The sequence below is a fragment of the Flavobacterium cyclinae genome (assembly GCF_021172145.1).
GTDB lineage: Bacteria > Bacteroidota > Bacteroidia > Flavobacteriales > Flavobacteriaceae > Flavobacterium > Flavobacterium cyclinae.
In genome coordinates, this window is the sequence record NZ_CP089095.1 from 523,664 (window position 1) to 546,685 (window position 23,022).

Genomic DNA, 23,022 nt, shown 5'->3' on the forward strand with positions numbered 1-23,022 from the left:
TTTCTGGATTTTTTATTTATAACAAACTGGAATAATTTCTCCTTTTGCCAAACAATATTTTTCTACTAATTCAGGTGCGATTGTTTTGGTATAATCTATTTCATCTACTTTAAAACCAATGCTTCTTAATTTGTCAAAGTAATCTCTTCCATATACTCTCACATGGTCGTATTGTCCAAATATTTTTGCGCGTTCTTTTGGGTCTGTAATTGAATCATCTGCAAAAGTAGTTGCTCTTGATAAATCTTGCGGAATTTGAAAGATTCCCATACCGCCAGGTTTTAAAACGCGATATAGTTCTTGCATCGCTTTTGTGTCATCTGGAATATGTTCTAAAACATGATTACATAAAATCATATCATAAGAATTGTCTTCAAAAGGCAAATTACAAATATCCGCTTTAACATCAGCTAAAGGCGAAAATAAATCGGTAGTGGTATAATCTAAATTCGATTGTTTTTTAAAACGTTTGTAAAATTCTTGCTCTGGTGCAAAATGCAATACTTTTTTAGGAGCCGTAAAAAAATCGGTTTCATTTTGCAAATACAACCATAATAATCGATGTCTTTCTAACGAAAGAGTACTTGGTGACAAAACATTATTACGTTGTGTTCCATATCCATATGGTAAAAACATATGAAAGCTTTTCCCGTCAATCGGATCAGTAAAACGTTTACCTTTTAATAAAAAAGCTAATATAGGTCGCACCACAATACTTAACCGAATTAAGATAGGACGAGGAATGGTATTAAGTATGATTTTAAATATTTTTTTCATTACAATACTAATGGTTTTTGTCTTAATCCATCTTCTTCATTACTTATAATTCCTAAAGCCTCATAGATATATGCAAAAGTGGATAACAATTCCGGTTTGCCATCTACAATAGCCACATCGTGTTCAAAGTGTGCACTTGGTTTTCCATCGGCTGTGGTAATGGTCCAACCGTCTTTATGTTGTTTGATGTTTTTAGTTCCCATATTAATCATCGGTTCAATTGCGATAACCATACCATTAACTAATTTCTTTCCACGACCACGTTTTCCATAATTTGGAACTTCTGGATCTTCGTGCATTTTTCTGCCTAAACCATGTCCGCATAATTCACGAACCACACCATAGCCATGACCTTCACAATGTTGTTGAATGGCATGCCCAATATCTTCTACACGATTCCCAACTTTAGTTTCGCGAATTCCAACGTATAAAGATTCTTTGGTAACTTGTAATAGTTTTTTTGTTTCTGGAGCAACTTCACCCACTTCAAAAGTGTAAGCGTGATCACCGTAAAATCCATTTTTAAAGGCACCACAATCTACCGAAATAATATCGCCATCTTGTAATGGGATATTATTAGGAATCCCATGCACAACTTGAGTGTTAGGACTCATACAAAGCGAGTTTGGAAAACCGTACATCCCTAGAAATGCAGGTTCAGCACCATGTGAACGCAAAAAGTCTTCCGCTAATTTGTCTAAATATAAAGTGGTTACGCCAGGTTTAATTTCCTTAGCAATCATTCCTAAAGTTTTTGAAACAATCAAAGCGCTTTCACGCATTAATTCAATTTCTTCTAAGGTTTTAATTACAATCATAATGCAAAATTTCGAAGCAAAAGTACAAATTCAAGTTCAATTTGAAGCACAATTTCAGTATTCAATTTTGAATCAGGGTTTATGTTGTATTAAATACTTAGTCAAATATGAGTATTATCATATTTTATGTTTAAATTAGGTAATAATTTTGTAGAATAAATTTCATTAGGTATGGGAAAATATGTAACTGCAGCAGAAGCTGTAAAAGTAGTAAAAAGTGGCGATAGGGTATATGTTCAGGCAGCAGCTGCCACTCCAACAATTTTAACAAAAGCTTTAACTGAAAGAGCATCAGAGCTTAGAAATGTTGAAGTATGTCATTTGCATACAGAAGGTGATGCTCCTTATGCAAATCCTGAATTAGCTGAAAGTTTTCATGTAAATTCGTTTTTTATTGGCGCTAATGTTCGTCATACATTAAAAGCAGGGAATGGATCGTATACACCTGTTTTTTTAAGTGAATTACCCTTATTATTTAGAAAGAATGTAGTAGAATTAGATGTGGCTTTTATTCATGTTTCGCTACCGGATATTCACGGATATTGTTCCTTGGGAGTTTCGGTTGAAGCTTCTGTGGCAGCAATTGAAAATGCTAAAATTGTTATCGCTCAGGTAAATCCACAAATGCCAAGAACGTTTGGTGATGGTATTTTACATGTGTCTGAAATTGATTATTTAGTTGAAGTTGATGTACCAATTTATGCTCATGATGTAGCTCCATTTACTGTAGAGGAGGAAAAAATTGGAGGTTACATTGCATCGTTGATTGAAGATAAAAGTACCCTTCAAATGGGTATTGGGTCAATTCCAAATGCAGCACTGAGCAAATTAACCAATCATAAAGATTTAGGACTACACACTGAAATGTTTTCTGATGGGGTTATCGATTTAATTGAAAATGATGTTATCAATTGTAATTATAAAGGAACTTTGAGAGGAAGAGCTTTAGCAACTTTCTTAATGGGTTCAAAACGATTGTATGATTTCGTAAATGATAATCCATTTATTGAGATGAAAGAATCGTCAATGGTAAATGATACAGCTCGAATTAGAAGAAATCCTAGAATGGTTGCAATTAATTCTGCTATTGAGGTTGATTTAACAGGTCAGGTTTGTGCCGATTCTATTGGGAGTACGATGTTTTCAGGAGTAGGAGGTCAAATGGATTTTATTCGTGGAGCTTCATTAAGTGAAGGAGGAAAAGCTATCATTGCACTACCTTCGATTACAAAAAGAGGCGAAAGTAGAATTGTTCCTTATTTAAAACAAGGAGCAGGAGTTGTTACTACAAGGGCGCATGCTCACTACATAATTACCGAAAATGGTATTGCTGATTTATATGGAAAAACATTAAAACAAAGGGTTGATGAATTAGTTAAAATTGCTCACCCTACTCATCAAGAGGCTGTTGAGAGAGCTTATCACGAAATGACAGGATGTTTTAAATAATTTCACAAGAGGTTAGTTACAGGAAGACAATCGAAAGATTGTCTTTTTTTGCATTTTTTATAAAATAAATAAAGGTAATAATGAAAAATTTTAAATATTATAACTTTTTGATTTTAAACTTTTTACTAAAAATTGCTATTTTTTGAAAATAAATCAAACTTTAACCTTTTGGCAACATTAATTAGTCTACCTTTGTCTCGAATTAAATTTTTCATAGATGAATATTTTTGTAGGAAGTCTTCCTTTCAGTGTAGAGGAAGCAGATTTAAGAGGTTATTTTGAAGAGTATGGAACTGTAGAATCAGTTAAAATTATTTCTGATAAATTTACCGGAAGAAGTAAAGGATTTGGATTTGTTGAAATGGCTAATGATGCTGAAGCACAAAAAGCAATTGACGAATTAAACGGTGGTTCTATCGAAGGTAGAAAAATAGTTGTTAACAAATCTGAACCAAAACCAGAAGGAGAGAGAAGAAGCTTCGATCGTAATTCAGGTGGTAGAGGTGGTTATTCGAACAATAGAGATAACAACAGAGGTCGTTACTAATATTTTTTTGGATATAAAATTAAAAACCTTCGCATTGCGAAGGTTTTTTTGTTTTTTCTATTATCGAATTAAACTGAAATGTCCTTTGAATTCTTTGGTAATATTGTTCTTTGTGTATTCAATTGTAAACCAATAATCAGTTGAAGGAAGTAATTCTTTATTAAATGTTCCATCCCAACCTAATCCATTAGGGTCTATTTGTTTAATTAATTTTCCATAGCGGTCAAAAATTCGAATAACAGCAGCATCTAATGCGCTGGTTCCTTTGATATTCCAAGTGTCGTTATGACCATCGCCATTTGGTGTAAAATAATATGGATAATCTACAATTGTAAATGTAGCACTTACATCACCGCAACCAAATTTATTGATAACAGTTAAGGTATAATCTCCAGCTTCAATATTGGTAAACACATTACTTTCTTGAAAATATGTTCCATTAATAGAATATAAATAGTCATTTGAAGCGGGTGTTACTATTGCAGTTACTGTATTTTCTATTCCAAAAGCAATTAATTCATTTGGATTGATGGTAATGGCATTTGGTACAATCGAATTTTGAGTGCTAAAATTAAATACAGAAGAACAATTCGCTGCATTTGAAATATTAGTTACAACTACTGAAAACGTTCCTACAGTTGAAGTAGTAAACGAAGTATTTGTTTCACCAATAATTTCATTTCCTGGTACTGCATCATAACCATTAAACCATTGGAATATGTAATCGGTATTGTTTAATTGTGTTTTAATTTCAACTGGATAAGTAATATTATTTTCTTGGTCAATACAAATAGTGTAAGGCTCATCTAAAAGGTTATTAACGGGGTAAGGTCTTACATGTAAATCTAACTCTAGAATTTTAAAGCAAGCAATTCCAGTTTCGCTATCAATATTTGTTCTGCTGTTTAATCGAACATATATTTTTTGAAAGTTTATAGTATTATTTAAGTAATTATTTGGGGAACTTATTCGGTTTGTATTTGTATGTGCTAAAGCATCTGCTAACTCAGTATAATATTTAAAATCAATTGAGTTAATAGCTGTAGCACCTGCCATTTCATTTTCTCTAATAGTTAAATCAAAATATTCAAATCCTGAATCGTTACATAATTCAATAGGTGTAGGGTTTGAATTGCTTCCTGGTAATGCTAAAACAATTAAATCTAATGTAGTTATTGCTTCACATGAGTTGTTTGTAGGATCAACCACTTTGCAAATAACTGTTGTTGATGGACTAGAATAATTATCAGGTGTTATAATTGGATTGTTAGCTAGTAAATCAGCATTATTTGCATAAAAACTTACTTGATAATTGTTGTTGCCATTAGTGATTTGATTGATTCTGCTATTCAAATCAAAAATTGCTGTTGTATCTCCGCAATGACGAATTGGTGATGGTTGAACTATTGTAGGATTTGGGAAGACAGTAACATTAAAATTAACGATAGAAACACATCCTGTTGCTGAATCATATAAACGAACAAAAAAGGTTCTTGTACCTAATGTTAATGGAAGAGGAACGTTTTTGTTTATCACTAAAACATTGTCACGAGCATTTTCAAAGGTGTTAAAATAAGAAGCGGTAACTGAAGTATTTTGTCCAGCTATAGCTTCAGTATCTTTAGTGTTTAAAATAAACGAATCTAAAAGACAAACGGATTCATTAGTAATAATGTTTTGGTTTGGCGCTTGAGTAACTATAACTTCAAATGTACCAATTCCCTCGCAACTTTGAGTTGTATTAGAAATAACCCTTGTATAAATTGTAGTTGTTCCAACGGGAATTTGACTTAAGTTGGTTAATCCATTTAACCCTGTTGAAGCATCAGAGGTATTCAAGTGAAACGATATGCTAACATCAGAACTTGTAAAATAGGTATTCTTGATTAAAATGCGTTGTGCGTCAAAATTTATAAATCCATAGTTTTGATTAATTTCTGGACAAACAGCAGGAATGTCTGGATAATTTGCAACACTTGTTGGGTTAATTTGTAGAGTAAATCTACCTGTGTTTTCAGATGTACAATTAGGGATAATATTTTCATTAACCAATTTTACATATATAGTTTGTAAAAATGGAGATGTGGTGTTGATGTAATTTGATGGATTAGTAATCAACTGTGTTAATCCTGAATCGCTATAAAAGTTTACAGTTAACCCTGATACATTATTGGTGAAATAATAATAAAGTTGTAATAAATTGGTTTCAGCAATTCCATCTAGAGTATTATTGATATAATCACACTGTTCTAAAGTTGTTAAAGCAGTATTAATTACTGGTAAAGCATTAATTGTAACTGAAATTGTGTTTGAAACATTTGTACAGGTTCCTTGTTCAATACTCTCTAAATAATATTGAGCAGTAGTATTAGGAGTCTGATTAAATTTTGTTACAGTATAGGTATCGTTGTTTGCTCCTATAATAGCTATTCCATCTCTATACCATTGATATGTAATAGAACTATTTAAACTTGCATTTGAATTAGTTGAGGTTATGGTGTAAGAATCGTTTTCGCAAATGGTTGTAGTAGATGCAATTTGAATATTAGGATTTGCAATAATTCTAATTATATTCGAATCTGTTTCAGAACAAGGAGAATTAATTACTTTAATATAATAATCACCAGGTAATGTTGGGATGTAATTTGTTGTTGTTGCACCAGCAATTGGATTGTTATTTAGATACCATTGATAGCTTAAAATATCAATAGTAGTATCTAAAGCAGAATTGTTTAAAACAGATGCTGTTAACGTTGGATTTGTATTCAAACAAACCGTATTAGTGTTTGTAATACTAACATCGGGTTTAGTGTGAAATTTTAAATTTGCCTCTGCTTCGCTTATTCTTAATCCTGAGGTGTCGCCTGATGGATTTACAGTAATATCGTAAGCTGTTGTTACAACTTTGTACACACCACTTTCAGAAACTATAAGGTTATTAGTTGAAGATGTAGCGTTTGAAATTGCATTTATTTGAACACCATCTTTAAACCAAGTATAATTAAATCGTAAGTTGCTTGGAGCTCCAGGAAAATCTGAAATATCTATAGTTGCAACAATCTCTTTTGTATCGGGTTTGCAATAATCTAGGGTGGTTAGAGCAGAACCATCGGTATTGTTTAAACTAACGGATGATAAGAAATCACAATTTGTACTTCCGGTTCCTCCGGTTTGAGATACCGTTATGTTTCCGGGCTGTCCAGAGTAGTTATCTATTACGATAACATATAAATCTCCAGCATTACTATTAGGGATAGTAACAGTTTCAATATTATCTGGTAAATAACTACAATCAACTTCATTTGCAGGAATAAGTTGACTACAAATGTTATTTAAATTTTGAAATGGTCCCCACAAAACAAAATCAACATCGGTACCAATACCAGCTAAGTTTTGTTGGCTAATTTGTAAAGTAACATTTCCAGGTGAATCAATTTCGATAAAAAACCAAGTTGGACCTACATATTGGGTGGGAATACAACTTGAATTGAAATTTTCACCATTTCCTCCAACAGAACTGCTAAAAGGAACGCTTGTTGCACAAGACTGATAAGCAGTAGGGTTAGCTGCTAATTCAGCACATGAAGAAGCACCACCTTGACTAAAGGTTTTGGTACCAACAAGTAAAAATAAAATTAATAAATTAAGAACACTTTTTTTCATAATACAGATTTGGGATTGCTAATTTATTAATTTTATTTGATATGTTATAAAAATTACATAATACCTTTTGATTTGTGATTTAATTTGGATTTGCTAATGTTTTAAATAAACTAATAATAGCATTCAAATATTGATTTTCTAGAGCAATGTTATTAATTTGAGAACTTACCAAAGCGTTCTCTCTTGAATTAATAACAAATAAGGAACTTTCTCCCATTTCAAACAAACGATCTTCAGCGTTTAACAAAGCTGTAAAATCTTTAACAAGATTAGTGTTGTATTCTTTTTGTATTTGTAAAGAAGAAATTTCTTGTTGTTGAGCTTTAATTTTATTTTCTAGATTTTTACGTTCAAACTGTAATCCAAATTCAGAATCTTGAATTTTTAAATCGGTTAGTTTTAGACTTCCACGTTCTTTTCTTAAAAACAGTGGAAACGAAAAATTCACTCCCACTTTATAATCTTCAAAACGATAATTGTCAATATAACTTGGTTCAGATAAATAATTATAACTAAGATCTAATTTGGGCAAAAGCGCATTTGCTTTAAGTTTTCGATCCACTTTAAGCATATTAATTTTGGCGTCTAAAGCTAAAATTTTCGGATGATTTTCTATGTTAATTGTCCCAAGCTCATTTATTTGTAGCGTTTCTTTAATGCTTTTTGATAATAAATCTTCGGGTTTTAAATTATCATTTAATTCTAACGGGATATTATCTTCAAGCCATAAATAATTTGATAAATCTAATTTCGCTTTTGTTAATTTTAGTTTTGCTGCTTCTAAATTTAAACGTCTTGTTTTTACTGTTATTCCGGCTTCAACGCTATCGATAGCAGGTTTGTCTCCTTCTGCTATTAATTTTGATACTCCATCATATCGAATAAGTGCATTTTTTAAATAAGTTTCATAAAGTTGAACTTCATCAAAACTTCTTTTCCAATTCAAATAGCTTACAGAAGCTTCATATAAAACTTCTACAGCTTGCAGGTTTCTTTCGGCAAGATTTAAATTTCGAGCTATTTTAGCTTTTCTAATATCTGCCATACGTTGATTAATGAACAAACCTTGACCAATAGGAACTGAAATGCCAAACGATGTTAATCCAGTATTTGGAAGTGTGTTTTCTGGATTTAAGTAAATTCCTTCTGCGTTATCAAAACCGGCTTTCAATTCAATTCCATACCAAGTAGGAATTTTAAAACTACTGTTTAAAATGGAATAATATTGACTGTTTTTAAATTGTTTTTCGCTAAAATCAACTTCAATTTTAGGATCAAAGGCACCACGAGCTTGCAATAAATTAGCCTGTGCTTCATTTAGTTTTAAATCAGCCTGTTTTACCAAAGGATGAAATTTTTTCACATAACCTAAAAATTCGTTGTATGTGAATTCGCTTGTAACATTTTGTCCAAGTGCACTAAATGAACCACAGATGAAAATGAAAATATAAAACAGTTTTACTCTCATTATTTTTTTGTTTTTTCGGTTGATGTTGGTTGGTAAAAATTAGGTGGGAAACCATTTAAAGTTCTCCATATTTCAAACCAAATTGGTACATCGTTTAGTAACGCCAAAGTTTGTGTTCCTGCCCCAATGCTAAGTTGTGATGGCCATTTTTTGTCTTTAGGATCGGGTGCAATTAATACACGATATTTACCATTTGGGCTAATGAAATTTTCTTTTGCAACGATTACGCCACCAAAAGTTCCAAAAGAAACACCTGGCCAGCCACTAAACACAATTGTAGGCCAACCATCAAACCATACACGTACTTTTTCTCCTTTATTAATCAAAGGAAAATTTACTGGATCTATGTAAGTTTCAACTGCAATTTCAAAATTAGCAGGCATAATGCTCACAATAGAAGTTCCTTCTTTAATTGTTTCCCCAATACCCGATTGTAATGCTTTATTTACATAACCATCCTGAGGTGCTGTTATGTAATACATACCATTTCTAATTTGGTAGTTTTTATATTGATTTTTTAATTTATTTACTTGTGCCTCAGTGTCGTATTGTGAACTTAATGCAGATTGTTTGTCGCTATTTGCTTTTGCATTTTTTTCAGCATATTCTGCGCTAATTCGGTTAAGTTCCATTGTAGCATTTAACACTTCATTTTTGCTCGCTATATATTTGTTTTCTTGAGTAATGATTTTTGCTTCCGATTCTTGAAGTTTTACTCTTTTTTCTTCAACATCAGTCATAGGTTTTAAACCTTCTTTATTTAAATTTACAGAACGATTATACTGTGTTTTTGCAATTTTTAATTGGGTTTTACTTGCTTCAAAATCAATACTATCGCTTTGAACTTTAAGATAAGCTTGTTTTAATTTATTTTGCGCTTGTTTTAATTTTAAGTTCTTTTCGTTTTGAATAGCGTTTATTTGATTTTCTAAAGCTAAAACTTTATCCGAATAAGAAGTAACAGCATTTTCTTTTGCTTTAACTTGATTGCCTGTATTTTCAACTAAATTTGGGTCTAAATAATCTTCTTTTATCTCCGAAATAAAAATGATTGTATCTCCTTTTTTTACATAATCTCCTTCTTGAACATACCATTTTTCAATTCTACCACCAATAATTGTTTGTATAGCTTGTGGGCGTTGGTTTGGTTTCAATGTAGTAACGGCTCCTTGTCCAGAAACATTTTGTGTCCACGGCAAGAATAAAAAGATCAGCAAAAGTATGCCTAAAACCCATATGGTTTTTTTAATATTTTGATAGCCTTTGTTGTCTTCAAAAACTACGGCTGATTTGTATTTTTTTACATCAACCCAATTTTCTATTCTGTTATTCGTAATATTTAACATGTCTAATTAATGGATTTGATAGTGTTGTTTTCTAAAGTTACAATTTTTGTGCATTTTTCTTTCCAATAATTTCCTTTTGCAATAACTACTAAGGTCCAGGGATTTTTTGGATCCGTTAAAAAGTCAATTATTTCTCCCGCACTATTTTTATCAAGTTTATCAACTGGTTCTTCTAAAAACAGTATTTTTGGATTAGTGATAAGACAACGTGCTAGTAGAATTTTTTGAACTGAAGCAGAATTGATTCTTTTTCCTTCTGAAACCATTAAAGTGTCTAATCCTAAAGGTAATGATTTTATTAAATCGGTTAATTTTAGTTTTTCAATGATATTAGCTACTTCTTTTTTGGTAATATTTGGATTACTACAAGTAATATTTTCATAAATAGTTCCTTCAAATGGACTATCATCTACTGTAATTACTCCGATGTTGTTTCTAAAATCATCAATGCAATATTTTTTTAAATTGGTGTTGTTTAAAAAAATGCTTCCTGTAGAGGGTTCTAATAATCTTGCTAAAAGACGTAATAGTGTTGTTTTTCCACTTCCGTTTTTACCTTGAATTAGTATTCTTTCTCCATTGTTTATAGTTAAATTAATATTTTTAATTACTGGAGATTCACTGTCAGGAAATTGGAACGAAATTTCTTTAGTTTCTATATTAATTGCATCCTCTTCAATATAGTATTTTGTACTTTTGTTTTCTGATGTATGTTCTAACTCTAAATCAACTACAGCACCTAATTTTTCTAATGAGGTAGTAACATCATAAAATAACTCTAAGCCATAAAATAATTTTTCTACAGCCGAAATTATGGTAATAATGATGATTTCTGCAGCTACAAATTGCCCTATGTTCATTTGTTGATTTATAACTAAAATCCCCCCAATAATTAGCAAGCCAGCAGTTATGATAACTTTAAAACCAGTTAACTGTATGAATTGTTTTCTTAATATTTTAAAATGACTTTCACGGTGCGTCAAGTATTCATTAACTAAACTGTCATTTTTTTCTAATGAAAACTCAAATAATTTACCGTTTTTAAAGCTTAAGTGATTTCTAGCTATTTCTTGCAGCCAGTGTGCTACTTTGTATTTGTATTTTGATTCTTTTAAACTGGTATTTAATCCGGTGTAAAAGTTAATTTTAAATATAAGATATAGTAAAACCAAAAGGATGATTCCAAAAAAGATAAAGAATGGATGGTATAACGAAAGTAATAGAATTCCAAATAATATTTGAAGTGCCGATGTGGATACCTCCAGAATTAATTTTGAAAATCCTTTTTGTACGGTTAATGTGTCAAAAAAACGGTTAGCAAGTTCTGGTGGAGAATGTCTGTAAATTTGGTTGAATTTTATCTTTGGAAATCGGAATGCAAATTCAAATGAAGAACGTACAAATATCTTTTGTTGGATATTTTCGGTAATTCTAAATTGCATTATTTTAAGAATACCTACAAAGGCAACTCCAATTACCACTACAAAAACAAGTACAATCCATGAAGTGCTAACTTTTCCTGCTTGTATAAAGTTAATAATAGATTGAATTCCCAATGGAATAGACAAACTTATTAATCCAGCTAATACGGCATAAATTAATAACTGATAAATATCTTTTTTGTCAACAATTATTAAATTTTTAAATCTTTCTATTGGACTCATAACAATGTTTTTTTAATCATGTGAATGTAGAAATCAGACAAACAATCCTGATCTGATAAATTTGTGATAGTTGTAAAATGGTCTTTTAAATAGTGCTGATGTAAAGATCCTTGAACTACTGACGATGCTAAACTTTTTGCATAAGGATAAGTTGGATTTACTAAGGTTATCATGTCGATTAGCCTGTTAATTAAACGCTTATACACTGCAAAAAAACCTTCTTTATTTTCTTCATCTACATCTTTGGTTAAAAGTGTTTTGGAAAAATCAGAAATGATTATTCTATTTAATACCGACTCGTCTATATGGGGTGTACTGATATCATCTACAATATTTTGTGTAATGATTTTTATACCAATGGTAAGTTTTTCAACTGGGTCTGATATGTTGTGAGTGGCAAATACTAAGTTATATTCTATCCATGACCAATACCAAGAGGACAAGTACAACAATAATTTGTGTTTATTTTCGAAATAGCGATAAATGGAACTCTCATTTGATTGAATTTTCTCTCCCAATTTTTTGAAAGTAAACGCTTCAAAACCAATTTCATCAATTAATAAAATACTGTTTTTAATAATGTTACGACCTAATTCTGATGTTTCAGGGTCTTTAACATAAAGTTTTTCGTTAATTGTAATTTTTAAATTTGTTAGTAAATTAGGCATAATATGTAATTTAACATCACAAATATAATAGTAATACTATTGCTTTAAAAAAGTTTAACTTTTATTTTAGAAATTGAAACAAAAAATCCCGAAGATTATTCGGGATTGTAATTGATTTTATTTGAACAATGAAGTTGATTTTCCGTCTTCACCTTTTTTTCCATCCTCACCTTTATTTCCTGTTGTTGTTCCTGGTTTTCCATCTTCTCCAGGTTTTCCGTCTTCACCTTTTGATTTCTTTATTGTGGAGCAACTAAAAGCAGATAATAAGAAAAGTGTAAATATAATTTTCTTCATTATAATAATGAATTACAGGTCATTACTTCAGGTTTTTGAATTCCCATAATATCTAAAATGGTAGGGGCAATATCTCCTAAAACTCCATTTTCAATATTTTTTAATTCGTTATCCACTAAAATAATTGGGACTGGATTTGTAGTATGTGCCGTATTTGGTGAACCATCTGGGTTAATCATGGTTTCACAGTTTCCGTGATCGGCAATAATGATTGTTGTGTATTGGTTTTCTAGAGCAGTTTCAACTACTTCTTTCACGCAAACATCAACTGCTTCACAAGCCTTAATTGCAGCCGACATAACACCAGTGTGTCCAACCATATCTCCGTTTGCAAAATTTAAACAAACAAAGTCAACTTCACCTTTTTTTAATTCATCAACTAAAGCATCTTTTAATTCAAAAGCACTCATTTCGGGTTGTAAATCGTAAGTGGCTACCTTTGGTGAATTTTTTAATATACGAGTTTCACCTACAAAAGGTTCTTCTCTTCCTCCTGAAAAGAAAAAAGTTACATGTGGATATTTTTCGGTTTCGGCAATACGAATTTGTTTTTTACCCGCTTTTTCTAGGACTTCTCCAAGTGTTTCTGTAATGTTGTCTTTATCGTAAATTACATGAACATTTTCATATGTTTCATCGTAATTGGTCATCGTAACATAGTACAAATTCAATTTGTGCATATTGAATTCGTGAAAATCTCTTTGTGACAAAGCCTCTGTTAATTCTCTTCCTCTATCCGTTCTAAAATTAAAGAAAATCACCACATCATCATCTTGAATTTTTGATATTGGGTTGTTGTTTTCATCCACCATTACAATAGGTTGAATGAATTCATCAGTAACGTCGTTGGCATAACTTTCGTTAATACTTGCAACGGCATTTTTTGAATGTGTTCCTTCTGCATTAACAACTAAATCGTAAGCTAATTTTACTCTTTCCCAACGCTTATCGCGGTCCATTGCATAATATCTTCCTATAATAGAAGCCAGTTTAGCATTTGTGTTTTGAAGATAATTTTCTAAATCGGCAATGTATTTTACACCTGATTTTGGATCCACATCTCGTCCATCCGTAAAGGCATGTACAAACATTTTTTGAACGCCACTTTCTTGAGCTGCATCAATTAATCCTCTTAAATGAGAAGTGTGCGAATGAACGCCACCGTCAGAAACTAATCCTAAAAAATGAATGGCTTTGTTGTGGGTTTTAGCATAATTGAAGGCATCCATAAGGGGTTGTTCTTGACTCATGGTTTTGTTTTCAACTGCTAAATTTAATTTTGCTAAATCTTGGTACACAATTCTTCCAGCTCCTAAATTCATGTGGCCTACTTCTGAATTTCCCATTTGACCTTCTGGTAAACCCACATTCAAACCATCAGTTCTTAATTGTGCGTTTGGATATTTAGTATATAAGCTATCTATAAATGGAGTATTTGCATTGTCTATTGCAGAAACTTTTGGATCTGGTGATTTTCCCCAACCATCCAATATCATTAAAATTACTTTTTTGTTCATTTTTGTGTGTTTGTACAAAGATAAACAATTGGTAAATTTTGTAGTAAAAAAGAAGCTAAAAATTACGAAAACGATTACGTATTATCCTTTGCTCATCCAGTTTTTTGCTTGGTTGTAATCAATGAAATATCGAATACTTACAGATAAAACGTGATTCAAATTGTTATCAAATAATTTTGAGAAATTAGAGTTGAAATTTTTGTCAATAGTTCTGTTAAATGTTGCTGCATTATTTCGATATAAAACAGACATTTGGCTTCCGGGAGCAAACCACCATGAGTAACTTAAATCTAAATTCCAAGTACTGAAATTTGAGTTTTTATTACTACTATATGTTGTGTTTTCGGTTATACTTCCATCTTGGTTTAAATTATTAATTTTGTTGTTTTCTGCTAAAGACCAATAATGTCTAACAGATAAGTTAAAGTTCATTACACTACTAATAGAAAATTTACTACTAATTGCATTAGTGTAAGTATCTCTATCTCTTCTGGCAAAAATGATATTGTTGTTGTCAAAATCAATAAACCCAATGTCATTTTTTTGTTTGAAATAATCAAAACTGTAAATCAAAGAAAACCTATCGTTAAAGCGATATCTTGGACTTATATTAATTCCGGCTTCGTAGCGATTTTCATTTAAAATATGTGTGATATATGGGTTAATATCTAAGGCAAATTTATAATTGTAATTTGATGAAAAATAGAAGTAACCGCCTGCATTTTTCGGAATTACAAAGTATCTGTTTTCTACACGAGGTTCATAATAATCATAATTTTCAAACGGATTATAATTGATTCCTCCACCAAAATAATGATTCTTTTTGTTAGTAGAATTTATGTTTACGTTAAAATTACTGACTTGAATTTGATTTGTAGGTTTGTAAAATTCAAAATAAGAGCCTAAACTTATTCTAAACGTATTAAAAATAGAATTGGGATTTAAAATTCGGTAGTTGGTATTCCCAGAAAATGAATAATAATTAGTTCTGAAGTTAATTCCTAAGTCATTGATATCAAAATCTTTTGATACATATTCACCACCAAAACTATATCTGATTTTACCATTGTTTTCTGCAAAATATAAAGAAGTATTATAGCCATTTTTATTTTCAACATCGTTAATACTACTCGATTTTAATCCTCCAGAAAGATTGTATTTGTTGTTTTTATCATTTAAATTGAATAAGAGGCCAGTAACGTTTGCATCTCTAAAGCTTCCATCTCTAGTTACATTGGTATTGATAAAAGTAACAGAAGAATTTTGATTAAATCGTTGGTCAAAAACCGTAACATTATAATTAGTAAGAGGAGCAACTACAATTTGTCTTGTTTCGTCGTTGTCATAATTTGAAACAGTTGCATTTGTTTTCTCGGTGATTGCATTTAAAAATCCAATTCCTAATCCATCTTTGTCTCTACCCGAAATTTTTAAGGCATTTAATAAATTAATAGCACCCGGATATTCATTAATATATTCGTTATCAGCTAAGTTTAATTGCAAATCCGGTGTTTGTCCAATTCTTCTAGAATACAACAAATTTCCTTTGCTAAATAAATCGGTTCCTTCTGTAAAAAATGGTCGGTTTTCGTTGAATTGTTGTTCAAATGGGCCTAAATTTAAAATTACATTATCAAATTTTGTTTGGCCAAAATCGGGAACTAAAATAGCATCTAATGTAAACGCATCATTAATTCCATATTTGATATCTAAACCACCTTTTAATTCCCCTTTTGTTTTTTGAGTATCACTTCCTGAAAGGTAAAAAGAAGAATAGGGAATTAAAAATAATCGGGTAGGAGTTTTAATATTTTCTATACCAGTTAAAATTCCGGCTTGTTGAGAAATGGCTCCAATTTTATTGTCTATTGGACTCCAAGTGTATTTTTGACGTTCTCTTCTTACTTCTCTAAAAAAGTTTAATCCCCAAGTTTGTTTGTTTTGTTCTGGAAAACGAAGAGCAGCGTAAGGAATTTTCATTTCAATTACATAACCAAAATCAGTAATCTTTGCACTACTTTCCCATATCGCATTCCATGAGCCATCTTCTCCTTCAGATGAAGTAAAATTGGTGTCAATTTGACCATTAGCAGCCGTTACAAAAAATCGAAATTCTTGTTGTCCATCGTTATAACCATTAATAAAAACACCAAAAAAATCAGAAGTGCCTATATCATCACGTTCTACTAATTCTTTTAGAATTTTTTCTGGATTTGGGTCATAAAGTTTAGCTCCAATATATATAGCGTTGTCATTATAAAGAATCTTTACTTCTGTTTTAAATTCTTCTGGAATTGGAGTTCCATTTTTAGGTTCTAATGAAACAAAATCGGTTGCAATTTCTGCATCTTCCCAAGATTTTTCGTTTAATTCAGCATCAATAGAAATAGTTTCTGATGTTTTTCTTGTGGTTACACTTTTCTTAGTTTGTGAAAAAGTAGATAAAAAACAACCAAAAAAAATTAAAAAAGTAATACCGAATCTTTGTTTCATGTAATAGAATTTAAATGGCAAAATTATGGATTTATCATATTTGTCTACTTTTTTTATATAATGTTTAACTTTTCGCTTATTTATCGACAAAAGGTTAAAAATTTCGACAAAATGCATAAAAAAGTTTGTTGGTTTAAAAATATTAAATATATTTGGTGCAGCTCTATAATGATACAACTATTAGATTAACAATGATTTACCGCTTTTTGCCCCTTATTTTACTTTTCATTTTTTCGTTTAAACCTCTAAATAATTTAGAGCAAATTAAACAAAAAGGTATTTCAACGGATCCTGAATTAATTGCTGCAAATGCAAAAACTAGTTTTATTACAAAATGCAAATCTGTTTACAGCATTATAGATGCTAATGGTTATTCGTTGCCGTCATTTGAAAGTTTTTTAGCTGCTTTTGAAGGTTATGAAAACTTGAAGTTGCAAGGAAAATTAGATAGTGAAATTTTAACTATTATTGATTTTAGTCTTTCATCTGTACATGAGAGAATGTGGGTAGTTGATATGAAAACTCAAAAAGTATTATTACGATCGTTAGTTTCTCATGGGAAAAATTCAGGTTTAGAGTTTGCTACTAATTTTTCAAATGAAAATGAATCTTACAAGAGTAGTTTAGGTTTTTATGTTACAGGTGAATCTTATAACGGAAAACATGGATTATCTTTACGTTTAGACGGAATGGAATTCGGAATAAATCATAACGCAAGAGCAAGAGCAGTAGTGATTCATGGTGCTGATTATGTGAGTAAATCTTTTATAAAAAATCATGGCAGATTAGGAAGAAGTCAAGGATGTCCAGCAGTTCCTTATGAAGTACACAAAGAATTAATTGAAACAATTAAAGGAAAATCTTGTGTGTTTATTTATCATCCTACAAGAGCTTATGTTTCAAAATCCAAATTGGTTTCTTAGTTTTTCTAATCTTTATAATTCAGTTTTAAGAACAATTCTTTGTCTAAATTATAAATGTCATCTCTAAATTGAAGTTTGCCATTTTTCATCCAACTTGTCCAATAAAAAATATAAATATTAACGGTATCTTTGACTGATACAGTTTTGGTTTTTTCATTTTTAATAATGGAATCAATTTCTGCTCCGTTCCATTTTTCAGGATTTATTTCGGTTAAAATTTGTTTGGTTAATACCAAAGGTTTTTCAACACGAACACAACCAGAACTTAAGGAACGATATGTTTTTACAAAATAATCACGATGATTTGTATCATGTAAGTATACCGAATGACGATTTGCAAAATTAAATTTTACTAATCCTAAAGAATTGTTATAACTTGGTTTTTGTACATATTTATATTGATTTGCTTTTTCGGGTAACCATTCTTCTGGATTTATTTCATTTCCACTTTTGTCGAAAATAGTTATTTGTCGAGATGAAAAATAGTTTCTGTTTTTAGTTGCAGCAGGAGTTAAGTCTTCCTTAATAATAGTTGGCGGAACTGTCCATGTTGGGTTGAATACAAAATTGGATAATTTAGAACTCAAGATGGGAGTTTTTCTTTTTGGCGTTCCTACTACAATGCGATGTGATGCTATAGTGTCATTATTTTTTACATAATGCAACATGTAATCGGGAATATTGGCAATTAGATATTTTTCACCTAAATCCGATGGGTACCATTTCCATCGTTCTAAATTGGCAACAATTTGTTCTATTCGTTCGTCTTTAGTACTGTTTAATGCTTTGATGGTTCCAATGCCAATTACGCCATCAGCTGCTAATCCATGACGCAGTTGAAAACGTTTGACAGCTTTTAAAGTAATGGAGTCATATGCCCAAGTAATTAAAGAGTCTTTATTTTGATAATCTTTCCAATAGGCCAATCGATTTTTAATTTTCACCATTTCAGGTAAAGTATCTCCTATGACAATTTTGTTTTTTATGTAAATTTTATCAAAAGTTTGATTGGGTAATCTGTTAATTTCGATTAAGCTTTTCTTAAGTAATTTATATACAATATGATTGGGTTTTAATTCTTTAAAAGTGGTTGCAATTTTTTTTCCTTTTATAGCGTCTTCGAGAAGTAAAGAAAGTGCGATTTCTTTTGGTTGTAAATCCCAATCGGCATATAAATCTTTTGGATTCAATTTTCCTTTATGTAAATGATTTGCTAATTTTTCAAAGTTTTCAGTTAAAAGAATATCGTAACTAATAATTTCATCATCATTAAGTTTGGAGCGTTTATTTTCTAATTCTTCAATAATTTTTAATTGATAATCATTTGGATTTAATCCTTCTTGAAAACAAAATTTTATTTCATTTATTAAGTCTTTTCTGTTTTCGTCAAGATACCAAATTTCGTGAAAATTTAGTTTTTGATAATAGAGTTGTATGCTGTCTGATTTTTCAGTAAGTAAATCGGGATGTATAGGTCTTATGATAACGTTATGAATAGTATCTTTTATAATTTTGTTATCAAACACAAAAGGTTTAGGTTCCTTTTTGCAAGAAATCAAGAAAAAAATAAATAGAATTAGCGTAATTTTTTTCATAAAACTCAATTGTGTTATAAATATAAGAAGAATTTCCGAATTATTTTTTTACTGTATTTTCTTATACATTACAAAATGAATGCCAACATCAGGAATTAAAAAAGAATCGCCAATAATTTTATAATTTAATTTTTCGTAAAAGGGAACCGCATTTTCTCTTGCATTGAACCAAATTAAATTGGTATTAAAATTAAGGCAATGATTTTCAGCTTTTTTCACTAATTCTGCTCCTAAACCCTTTCCTTGAAATTCTTCCAAAACCGCCATTCCTCTAATTTGGAATTGATTGGATTCGGGAAATAAAATATTATTTTCTTTAAAAATAGAGATGATTCCCACAAGTTTATCTTCAAAAAAGAATCCAAAATGCGTTGTGTATTCATCATTATCACCTTTAAATTGACACGTTTCAATCGGTTTTCCTTTTCGTAAAACTTCATGACGAACAGGGTAGGTTTCAATCGAACTAATTTTTTTGATATTCATAATTATATAACTCATTAAAAGTTAATCTCTTAGGTAAAAGAGCTGATTTTAGGGTAAAGTTAGTGCAATAGCTTTTAAAAAAATATCAAAAAAAATTTGCAATTACCAAAACTTTTAAAGTATATTTGCACCCACAAAAGTTAACGCTTTTGTTATGCGGAAGTAGCTCAGTTGGTAGAGCTCCAGCCTTCCAAGCTGGTTGTCGCGAGTTCGAGCCTCGTCTTCCGCTCCAAAACAAGATAAAGTTTTAAAAATTATCACCTGCGGAAGTAGCTCAGTTGGTAGAGCTCCAGCCTTCCAAGCTGGTTGTCGCGAGTTCGAGCCTCGTCTTCCGCTCTACAAAAAAGCCTTGCATTTGCAAGGCTTTTTTATTTTAATTCGTTTAATTCAGTTTCAGGTGCAACTTCAATAGGCGTTTCGTTTCTTTTGAAAATTCTAGCGGTTAAAGTTCCTTTTAATTTTACAGAATCGCCTTTTACTTCTAACCAACTTCCTTCTCTTAATCCTACAACAGGTTGCGGATTAAAATGATGAAATTCATTGATTCTAGTTTCTCGTGTTTCTCCCATATGTGTTGAACCTTCAATCGGATCTAAATAATGCGGATTAATATTAAATGAAACAAATCCTAAAGTTCTAAAACTTGGCGGATATACAATTGGCATATCGTTAGTGGTGCTCATGGTTAATCCGCAAATATTGCTTCCTGCACTTGTTCCTAAATAAGGTATTCCATTTTTTACGACTTTTTCTAAAGTATCAATTACATTGTTTTTATATAATTGACTAACTAGCAAAAAAGTGTTTCCGCCTCCAGTAAAAATTCCTTGTGCATTTTCAACGGCTTCGATTGGGTTTTCAAATTCATGAATTCCTTTTACTGATATATTGATTTTAGTAAAAGCTTCATTAACCTTTTTTGTGTAATCATCATGCGATATCCCACTTGGTCTTGCATACGGAATAAAAAGTATTTCTTTTACATTGGAAAAGAAGTTCTGTAATTCAGGTAATAAATAGTCTAAATATTCGCCTCCGTGTAATGTTGAAGTACTGGCAATAATTATATTTTTCATCGATTAATTTTTTACAAAACTACCAAATTTGTCTTAACATAAGTTTATCATCTTATTAGGATTTAATTTTAAAAGATAACAATTAAATTTACAAATGCTTAAATTAGTTTTATGACTAAATATTTACTTCTGTTATTTACATGTTTTCCATTTGTTGTTTTGTCTCAAAATGATTCCACTATTAATGGAAAAATTGTATCAGAATCCTCTCTTTTAGAGGGAATACACGTTATTAATTTGTCATCTAATAATGGAGCCGTAACTGATTCAAGAGGCTATTTTCAAATTAAAGCAAAAGTTTCCGATACGTTACAGTTTAGTGCAATAAATTTAAAAGCTACTCAACATATACTTAAAGAAAATGATTTTTCAACGGATTTATTATTAATCAAAATGGAATCGCTCATAACAGAATTAGAAGAAGTAGCGATAATAAATTATAAAAGCATTAATGCTGTCGCGTTAGGAATTGTTCCCGCAAATCAAAGAACTTATACTCCAGCGGAAAGAAAATTAGCTGCTGCTGGCGATTTTAAATGGTACAGTCCTTTGTTAATTCCGTTAGGAGGAATGAGTGTTGATGGGTTGATTAATTCAATAAGTGGGAGAACCTCAATGTTAAAAAAAGAGTTAGTTGTTGAACGAAAGGAAATACTTCAAGCTAAAACCTCTGATTATTTTGATAGAAAATATTTTACAGAAACACTTAATATTCCCGAAGATTATGTTGATGGTTTCTTGTTTTATATTGTAGAAAATGAAAAATATACTAGAGCAATGAAAGACAAGAACAAGACAATGGCTACTTTTATTTTGTCTGAATTAGCTTCTGAGTATTTAAAATTAAAAGAATCGGAACTATTAAAAAATAAGCAAAATGAAAAATAATTTTGTTCTCATCCTATTATTAATGGTAAGCCAACTCATGTTTGCTCAGCATATCGAAAGGAAAGTGTTGAATGGAAAAATTGTTGCAGATTCTTTAGAGGTTGAAAATCTAACGGTTTATAATATAACATCAAATGTTGGAGCGGTAACGAATGCTGATGGTAAATTTTCTATAAAAGCTAGAGCTACAGATACCCTTTATATTCAAGGGATATCTTATGAGTCAAAGAAATATGTATTAACTCATAAAGATTTTTGGTTAGAAGAATTAGAAATACGTCTAAAAACAAACATTACAGAATTAAATGAAATAGAGATTACTCCTTATACTTTGACTGGAATTGTAGAAGTTGATATAAAAAGAATTCAAGTTTATGGAGAAGGATTTACAAAAATAGATGCTAGAAAGGTGATGCATTATGAAGATGACGTTCGTATAGGAACTCCAGTAAATACTGTAATGCCAAGTCAGTTTGCTCCAAATGGGTCAAACTTTAATTTTTTAGCAATTGGAGCAGGAATTGTTAGTTTGTTTACTAGTAAAGACAATTCTAAAAAACATTCAGAACAAGTTTTTGAACAGCGAAGAAAAAAAGATATTCAATCGAAATCATTTTCAGATCATATGTTTGAACGTTTTGCTCACAATTTTTTTGTTGAAACATTACAAATTAAGCATGAAGAAATTCCTCTTTTTCTTCAATTCGCAGAAATGCCTCTAAATGATTTGTCTCTTTTTTTAAAGCCTGAATATGAAATTCAATTGATAGAATATTTAACAACTCAGGCTAAAAAGTTTAATTCTGTAATACAAACCGAATAATTATTATTTTTACCAAATGAAAAAGAAATTACTACGGTTTACTCTTCCATTATTTTTGGTGGTTATTTTGTGTTCGTTTGCTTGGCATAAGTTTTATGTATCTGTAACCCAAATAGATTATGTGCCCAATAAGAAACGTGTAGAAATCACATCTCGAATCTTTATTGATGATCTTGAAAAAGCATTGGAGAAAAAATTTAAGAAGAAATTATATCTAAATTCGTCAAGAGAAATTGAAAATGCGGATGTTTTGATTCAAGAATATATTAAGGAAAAGATTAAAATTTCAATTAATAAAAAAGCCCAAAATATTGAATATCTAACAAGAGAAGTTGAAGGAGATGTGTTAATTGTTTACTCTAAAATTGTAATTTCAAAAAAAATAAATACCTTCGAAATCTTTAATTCATTACTAACCGATATTTATAAAGAACAACAAAATATTGTTCATTTGAATATTAACAGTAACAAAAATAGTTTTTTGTTTACTAATAGTGATACCAATCAAAAAATAGACTATTAAA

The 23,022-nt window shown here is 30.5% G+C and carries 19 protein-coding genes and 2 tRNA genes; 8 read left to right on the plus strand and 13 right to left on the minus strand.

Annotation, left to right across the window (positions count from 1 at the left end; all coding sequences use genetic code 11):
• Positions 1-12: 12 nt before the first annotated feature.
• A complete protein-coding gene (locus LOS86_RS02465) occupies positions 13-777 on the minus strand; it encodes a class I SAM-dependent methyltransferase (RefSeq protein ID WP_231843077.1) in 765 nt (254 codons plus the stop codon).
• A complete protein-coding gene (gene map / locus LOS86_RS02470; RefSeq protein ID WP_231843078.1) occupies positions 777-1,595 on the minus strand; it encodes a type I methionyl aminopeptidase in 819 nt (272 codons plus the stop codon). Before map ends, LOS86_RS02465 begins: the two co-directional genes overlap by 1 nt.
• 171 nt (positions 1,596-1,766) lie before the next feature.
• On the opposite strand from map, the gene LOS86_RS02475 reads away from it, so the two are divergent.
• Together LOS86_RS02475 and rbp are read left to right on the plus strand one after the other, a co-directional pair.
• Positions 1,767-3,044, plus strand: coding sequence for an acetyl-CoA hydrolase/transferase family protein (locus LOS86_RS02475; protein ID WP_231843079.1), 1,278 nt, complete (start codon positions 1,767-1,769; stop codon positions 3,042-3,044).
• Between the two features lie 217 nt (positions 3,045-3,261).
• On the plus strand, positions 3,262-3,591 hold the full coding sequence (gene rbp, locus LOS86_RS02480; RefSeq protein WP_231843080.1) for an RNA-binding regulator: 330 nt from the start codon (positions 3,262-3,264) through the stop codon (positions 3,589-3,591).
• Between the two features lie 60 nt (positions 3,592-3,651).
• Here rbp and LOS86_RS02485 read toward each other — a convergent pair whose 3' ends face one another.
• The 8 genes from LOS86_RS02485 to LOS86_RS02520 all read right to left on the minus strand — a co-directional run bounded on the left by LOS86_RS02485 (position 3,652) and on the right by LOS86_RS02520 (position 16,707).
• Entirely contained in the window at positions 3,652-7,254 is a 3,603-nt protein-coding gene (locus tag LOS86_RS02485; protein WP_231843081.1) for a T9SS type B sorting domain-containing protein, read from the minus strand.
• A gap of 79 nt (positions 7,255-7,333) precedes the next feature.
• On the minus strand, positions 7,334-8,722 hold the full coding sequence (locus LOS86_RS02490; RefSeq protein ID WP_231843082.1) for a TolC family protein: 1,389 nt from the start codon (positions 8,720-8,722) through the stop codon (positions 7,334-7,336).
• Positions 8,722-10,068, minus strand: a complete 1,347-nt coding sequence (locus LOS86_RS02495) for an HlyD family secretion protein (protein WP_231843083.1) — start codon at positions 10,066-10,068, stop codon at positions 8,722-8,724. Before LOS86_RS02495 ends, LOS86_RS02490 begins: the two co-directional genes overlap by 1 nt.
• A 2-nt stretch (positions 10,069-10,070) precedes the next feature.
• Complete coding sequence (locus LOS86_RS02500) at positions 10,071-11,732, minus strand: peptidase domain-containing ABC transporter (RefSeq protein WP_231843084.1); 1,662 nt, start codon at positions 11,730-11,732, stop codon at positions 10,071-10,073.
• On the minus strand, positions 11,729-12,400 hold the full coding sequence (locus LOS86_RS02505; protein WP_231843085.1) for a TetR/AcrR family transcriptional regulator: 672 nt from the start codon (positions 12,398-12,400) through the stop codon (positions 11,729-11,731). The genes LOS86_RS02500 and LOS86_RS02505 overlap by 4 nt, the downstream gene beginning before the upstream one ends.
• Positions 12,401-12,517: 117 nt before the next feature.
• Entirely contained in the window at positions 12,518-12,697 is a 180-nt protein-coding gene (locus tag LOS86_RS02510; protein ID WP_231843086.1) for a hypothetical protein, read from the minus strand.
• Positions 12,697-14,214: a 2,3-bisphosphoglycerate-independent phosphoglycerate mutase gene (gpmI, locus tag LOS86_RS02515; RefSeq protein ID WP_231843087.1), complete on the minus strand. Its 1,518-nt coding sequence runs from the start codon at positions 14,212-14,214 to the stop codon at positions 12,697-12,699. Before gpmI ends, LOS86_RS02510 begins: the two co-directional genes overlap by 1 nt.
• Before the next feature lie 81 nt (positions 14,215-14,295).
• Positions 14,296-16,707, minus strand: coding sequence for a DUF5916 domain-containing protein (locus LOS86_RS02520; RefSeq protein WP_231843088.1), 2,412 nt, complete (start codon positions 16,705-16,707; stop codon positions 14,296-14,298).
• A 191-nt stretch (positions 16,708-16,898) separates the two neighbouring features.
• On the opposite strand from LOS86_RS02520, the gene LOS86_RS02525 reads away from it, so the two are divergent.
• Complete coding sequence (locus LOS86_RS02525; protein ID WP_231843089.1) at positions 16,899-17,630, plus strand: murein L,D-transpeptidase catalytic domain family protein; 732 nt, start codon at positions 16,899-16,901, stop codon at positions 17,628-17,630.
• Between the two features lie 5 nt (positions 17,631-17,635).
• On the opposite strand, the gene LOS86_RS02530 is transcribed toward LOS86_RS02525, so the two are convergent.
• The gene (locus tag LOS86_RS02530) at positions 17,636-19,225 is read right to left on the minus strand and encodes a L,D-transpeptidase family protein (RefSeq protein WP_231843090.1); all 1,590 of its coding nucleotides are present in this window, start codon (positions 19,223-19,225) and stop codon (positions 17,636-17,638) included.
• A gap of 48 nt (positions 19,226-19,273) precedes the next feature.
• Entirely contained in the window at positions 19,274-19,711 is a 438-nt protein-coding gene (locus tag LOS86_RS02535; protein WP_231843091.1) for a GNAT family N-acetyltransferase, read from the minus strand.
• Between the two features lie 156 nt (positions 19,712-19,867).
• On the opposite strand from LOS86_RS02535, the gene LOS86_RS02540 reads away from it, so the two are divergent.
• Positions 19,868-19,943, plus strand: a tRNA-Gly gene (locus LOS86_RS02540).
• 31 nt (positions 19,944-19,974) lie between these two features.
• Positions 19,975-20,047: transfer RNA gene (locus LOS86_RS02545), tRNA-Gly, on the plus strand.
• A 32-nt stretch (positions 20,048-20,079) separates the two neighbouring features.
• Here LOS86_RS02545 and pepE read toward each other — a convergent pair.
• Positions 20,080-20,787 (minus strand): dipeptidase PepE, encoded by a 708-nt coding sequence (gene pepE / locus LOS86_RS02550; protein WP_231843092.1) that lies wholly within the window; start codon positions 20,785-20,787, stop codon positions 20,080-20,082.
• A gap of 111 nt (positions 20,788-20,898) precedes the next feature.
• Here pepE and LOS86_RS02555 point away from each other — a divergent pair, with 111 nt between their 5' ends.
• The 3 genes from LOS86_RS02555 to LOS86_RS02565 are packed head-to-tail and all read left to right on the plus strand — an operon-like array spanning position 20,899 to position 23,021.
• Positions 20,899-21,675 carry a carboxypeptidase-like regulatory domain-containing protein gene (locus tag LOS86_RS02555; RefSeq protein ID WP_231843093.1) on the plus strand — a complete coding sequence of 259 codons (777 nt, stop codon included), beginning with the start codon at positions 20,899-20,901 and terminating at the stop codon, positions 21,673-21,675.
• Positions 21,665-22,498, plus strand: a complete 834-nt coding sequence (locus LOS86_RS02560; RefSeq protein ID WP_231843094.1) for a BamP family beta-assembly machinery protein — start codon at positions 21,665-21,667, stop codon at positions 22,496-22,498. Before LOS86_RS02555 ends, LOS86_RS02560 begins: the two co-directional genes overlap by 11 nt.
• Before the next feature lie 16 nt (positions 22,499-22,514).
• Positions 22,515-23,021: a DUF6702 family protein gene (locus tag LOS86_RS02565; RefSeq protein ID WP_231843095.1), complete on the plus strand. Its 507-nt coding sequence runs from the start codon at positions 22,515-22,517 to the stop codon at positions 23,019-23,021.
• Position 23,022: the final 1 nt, after the last annotated feature.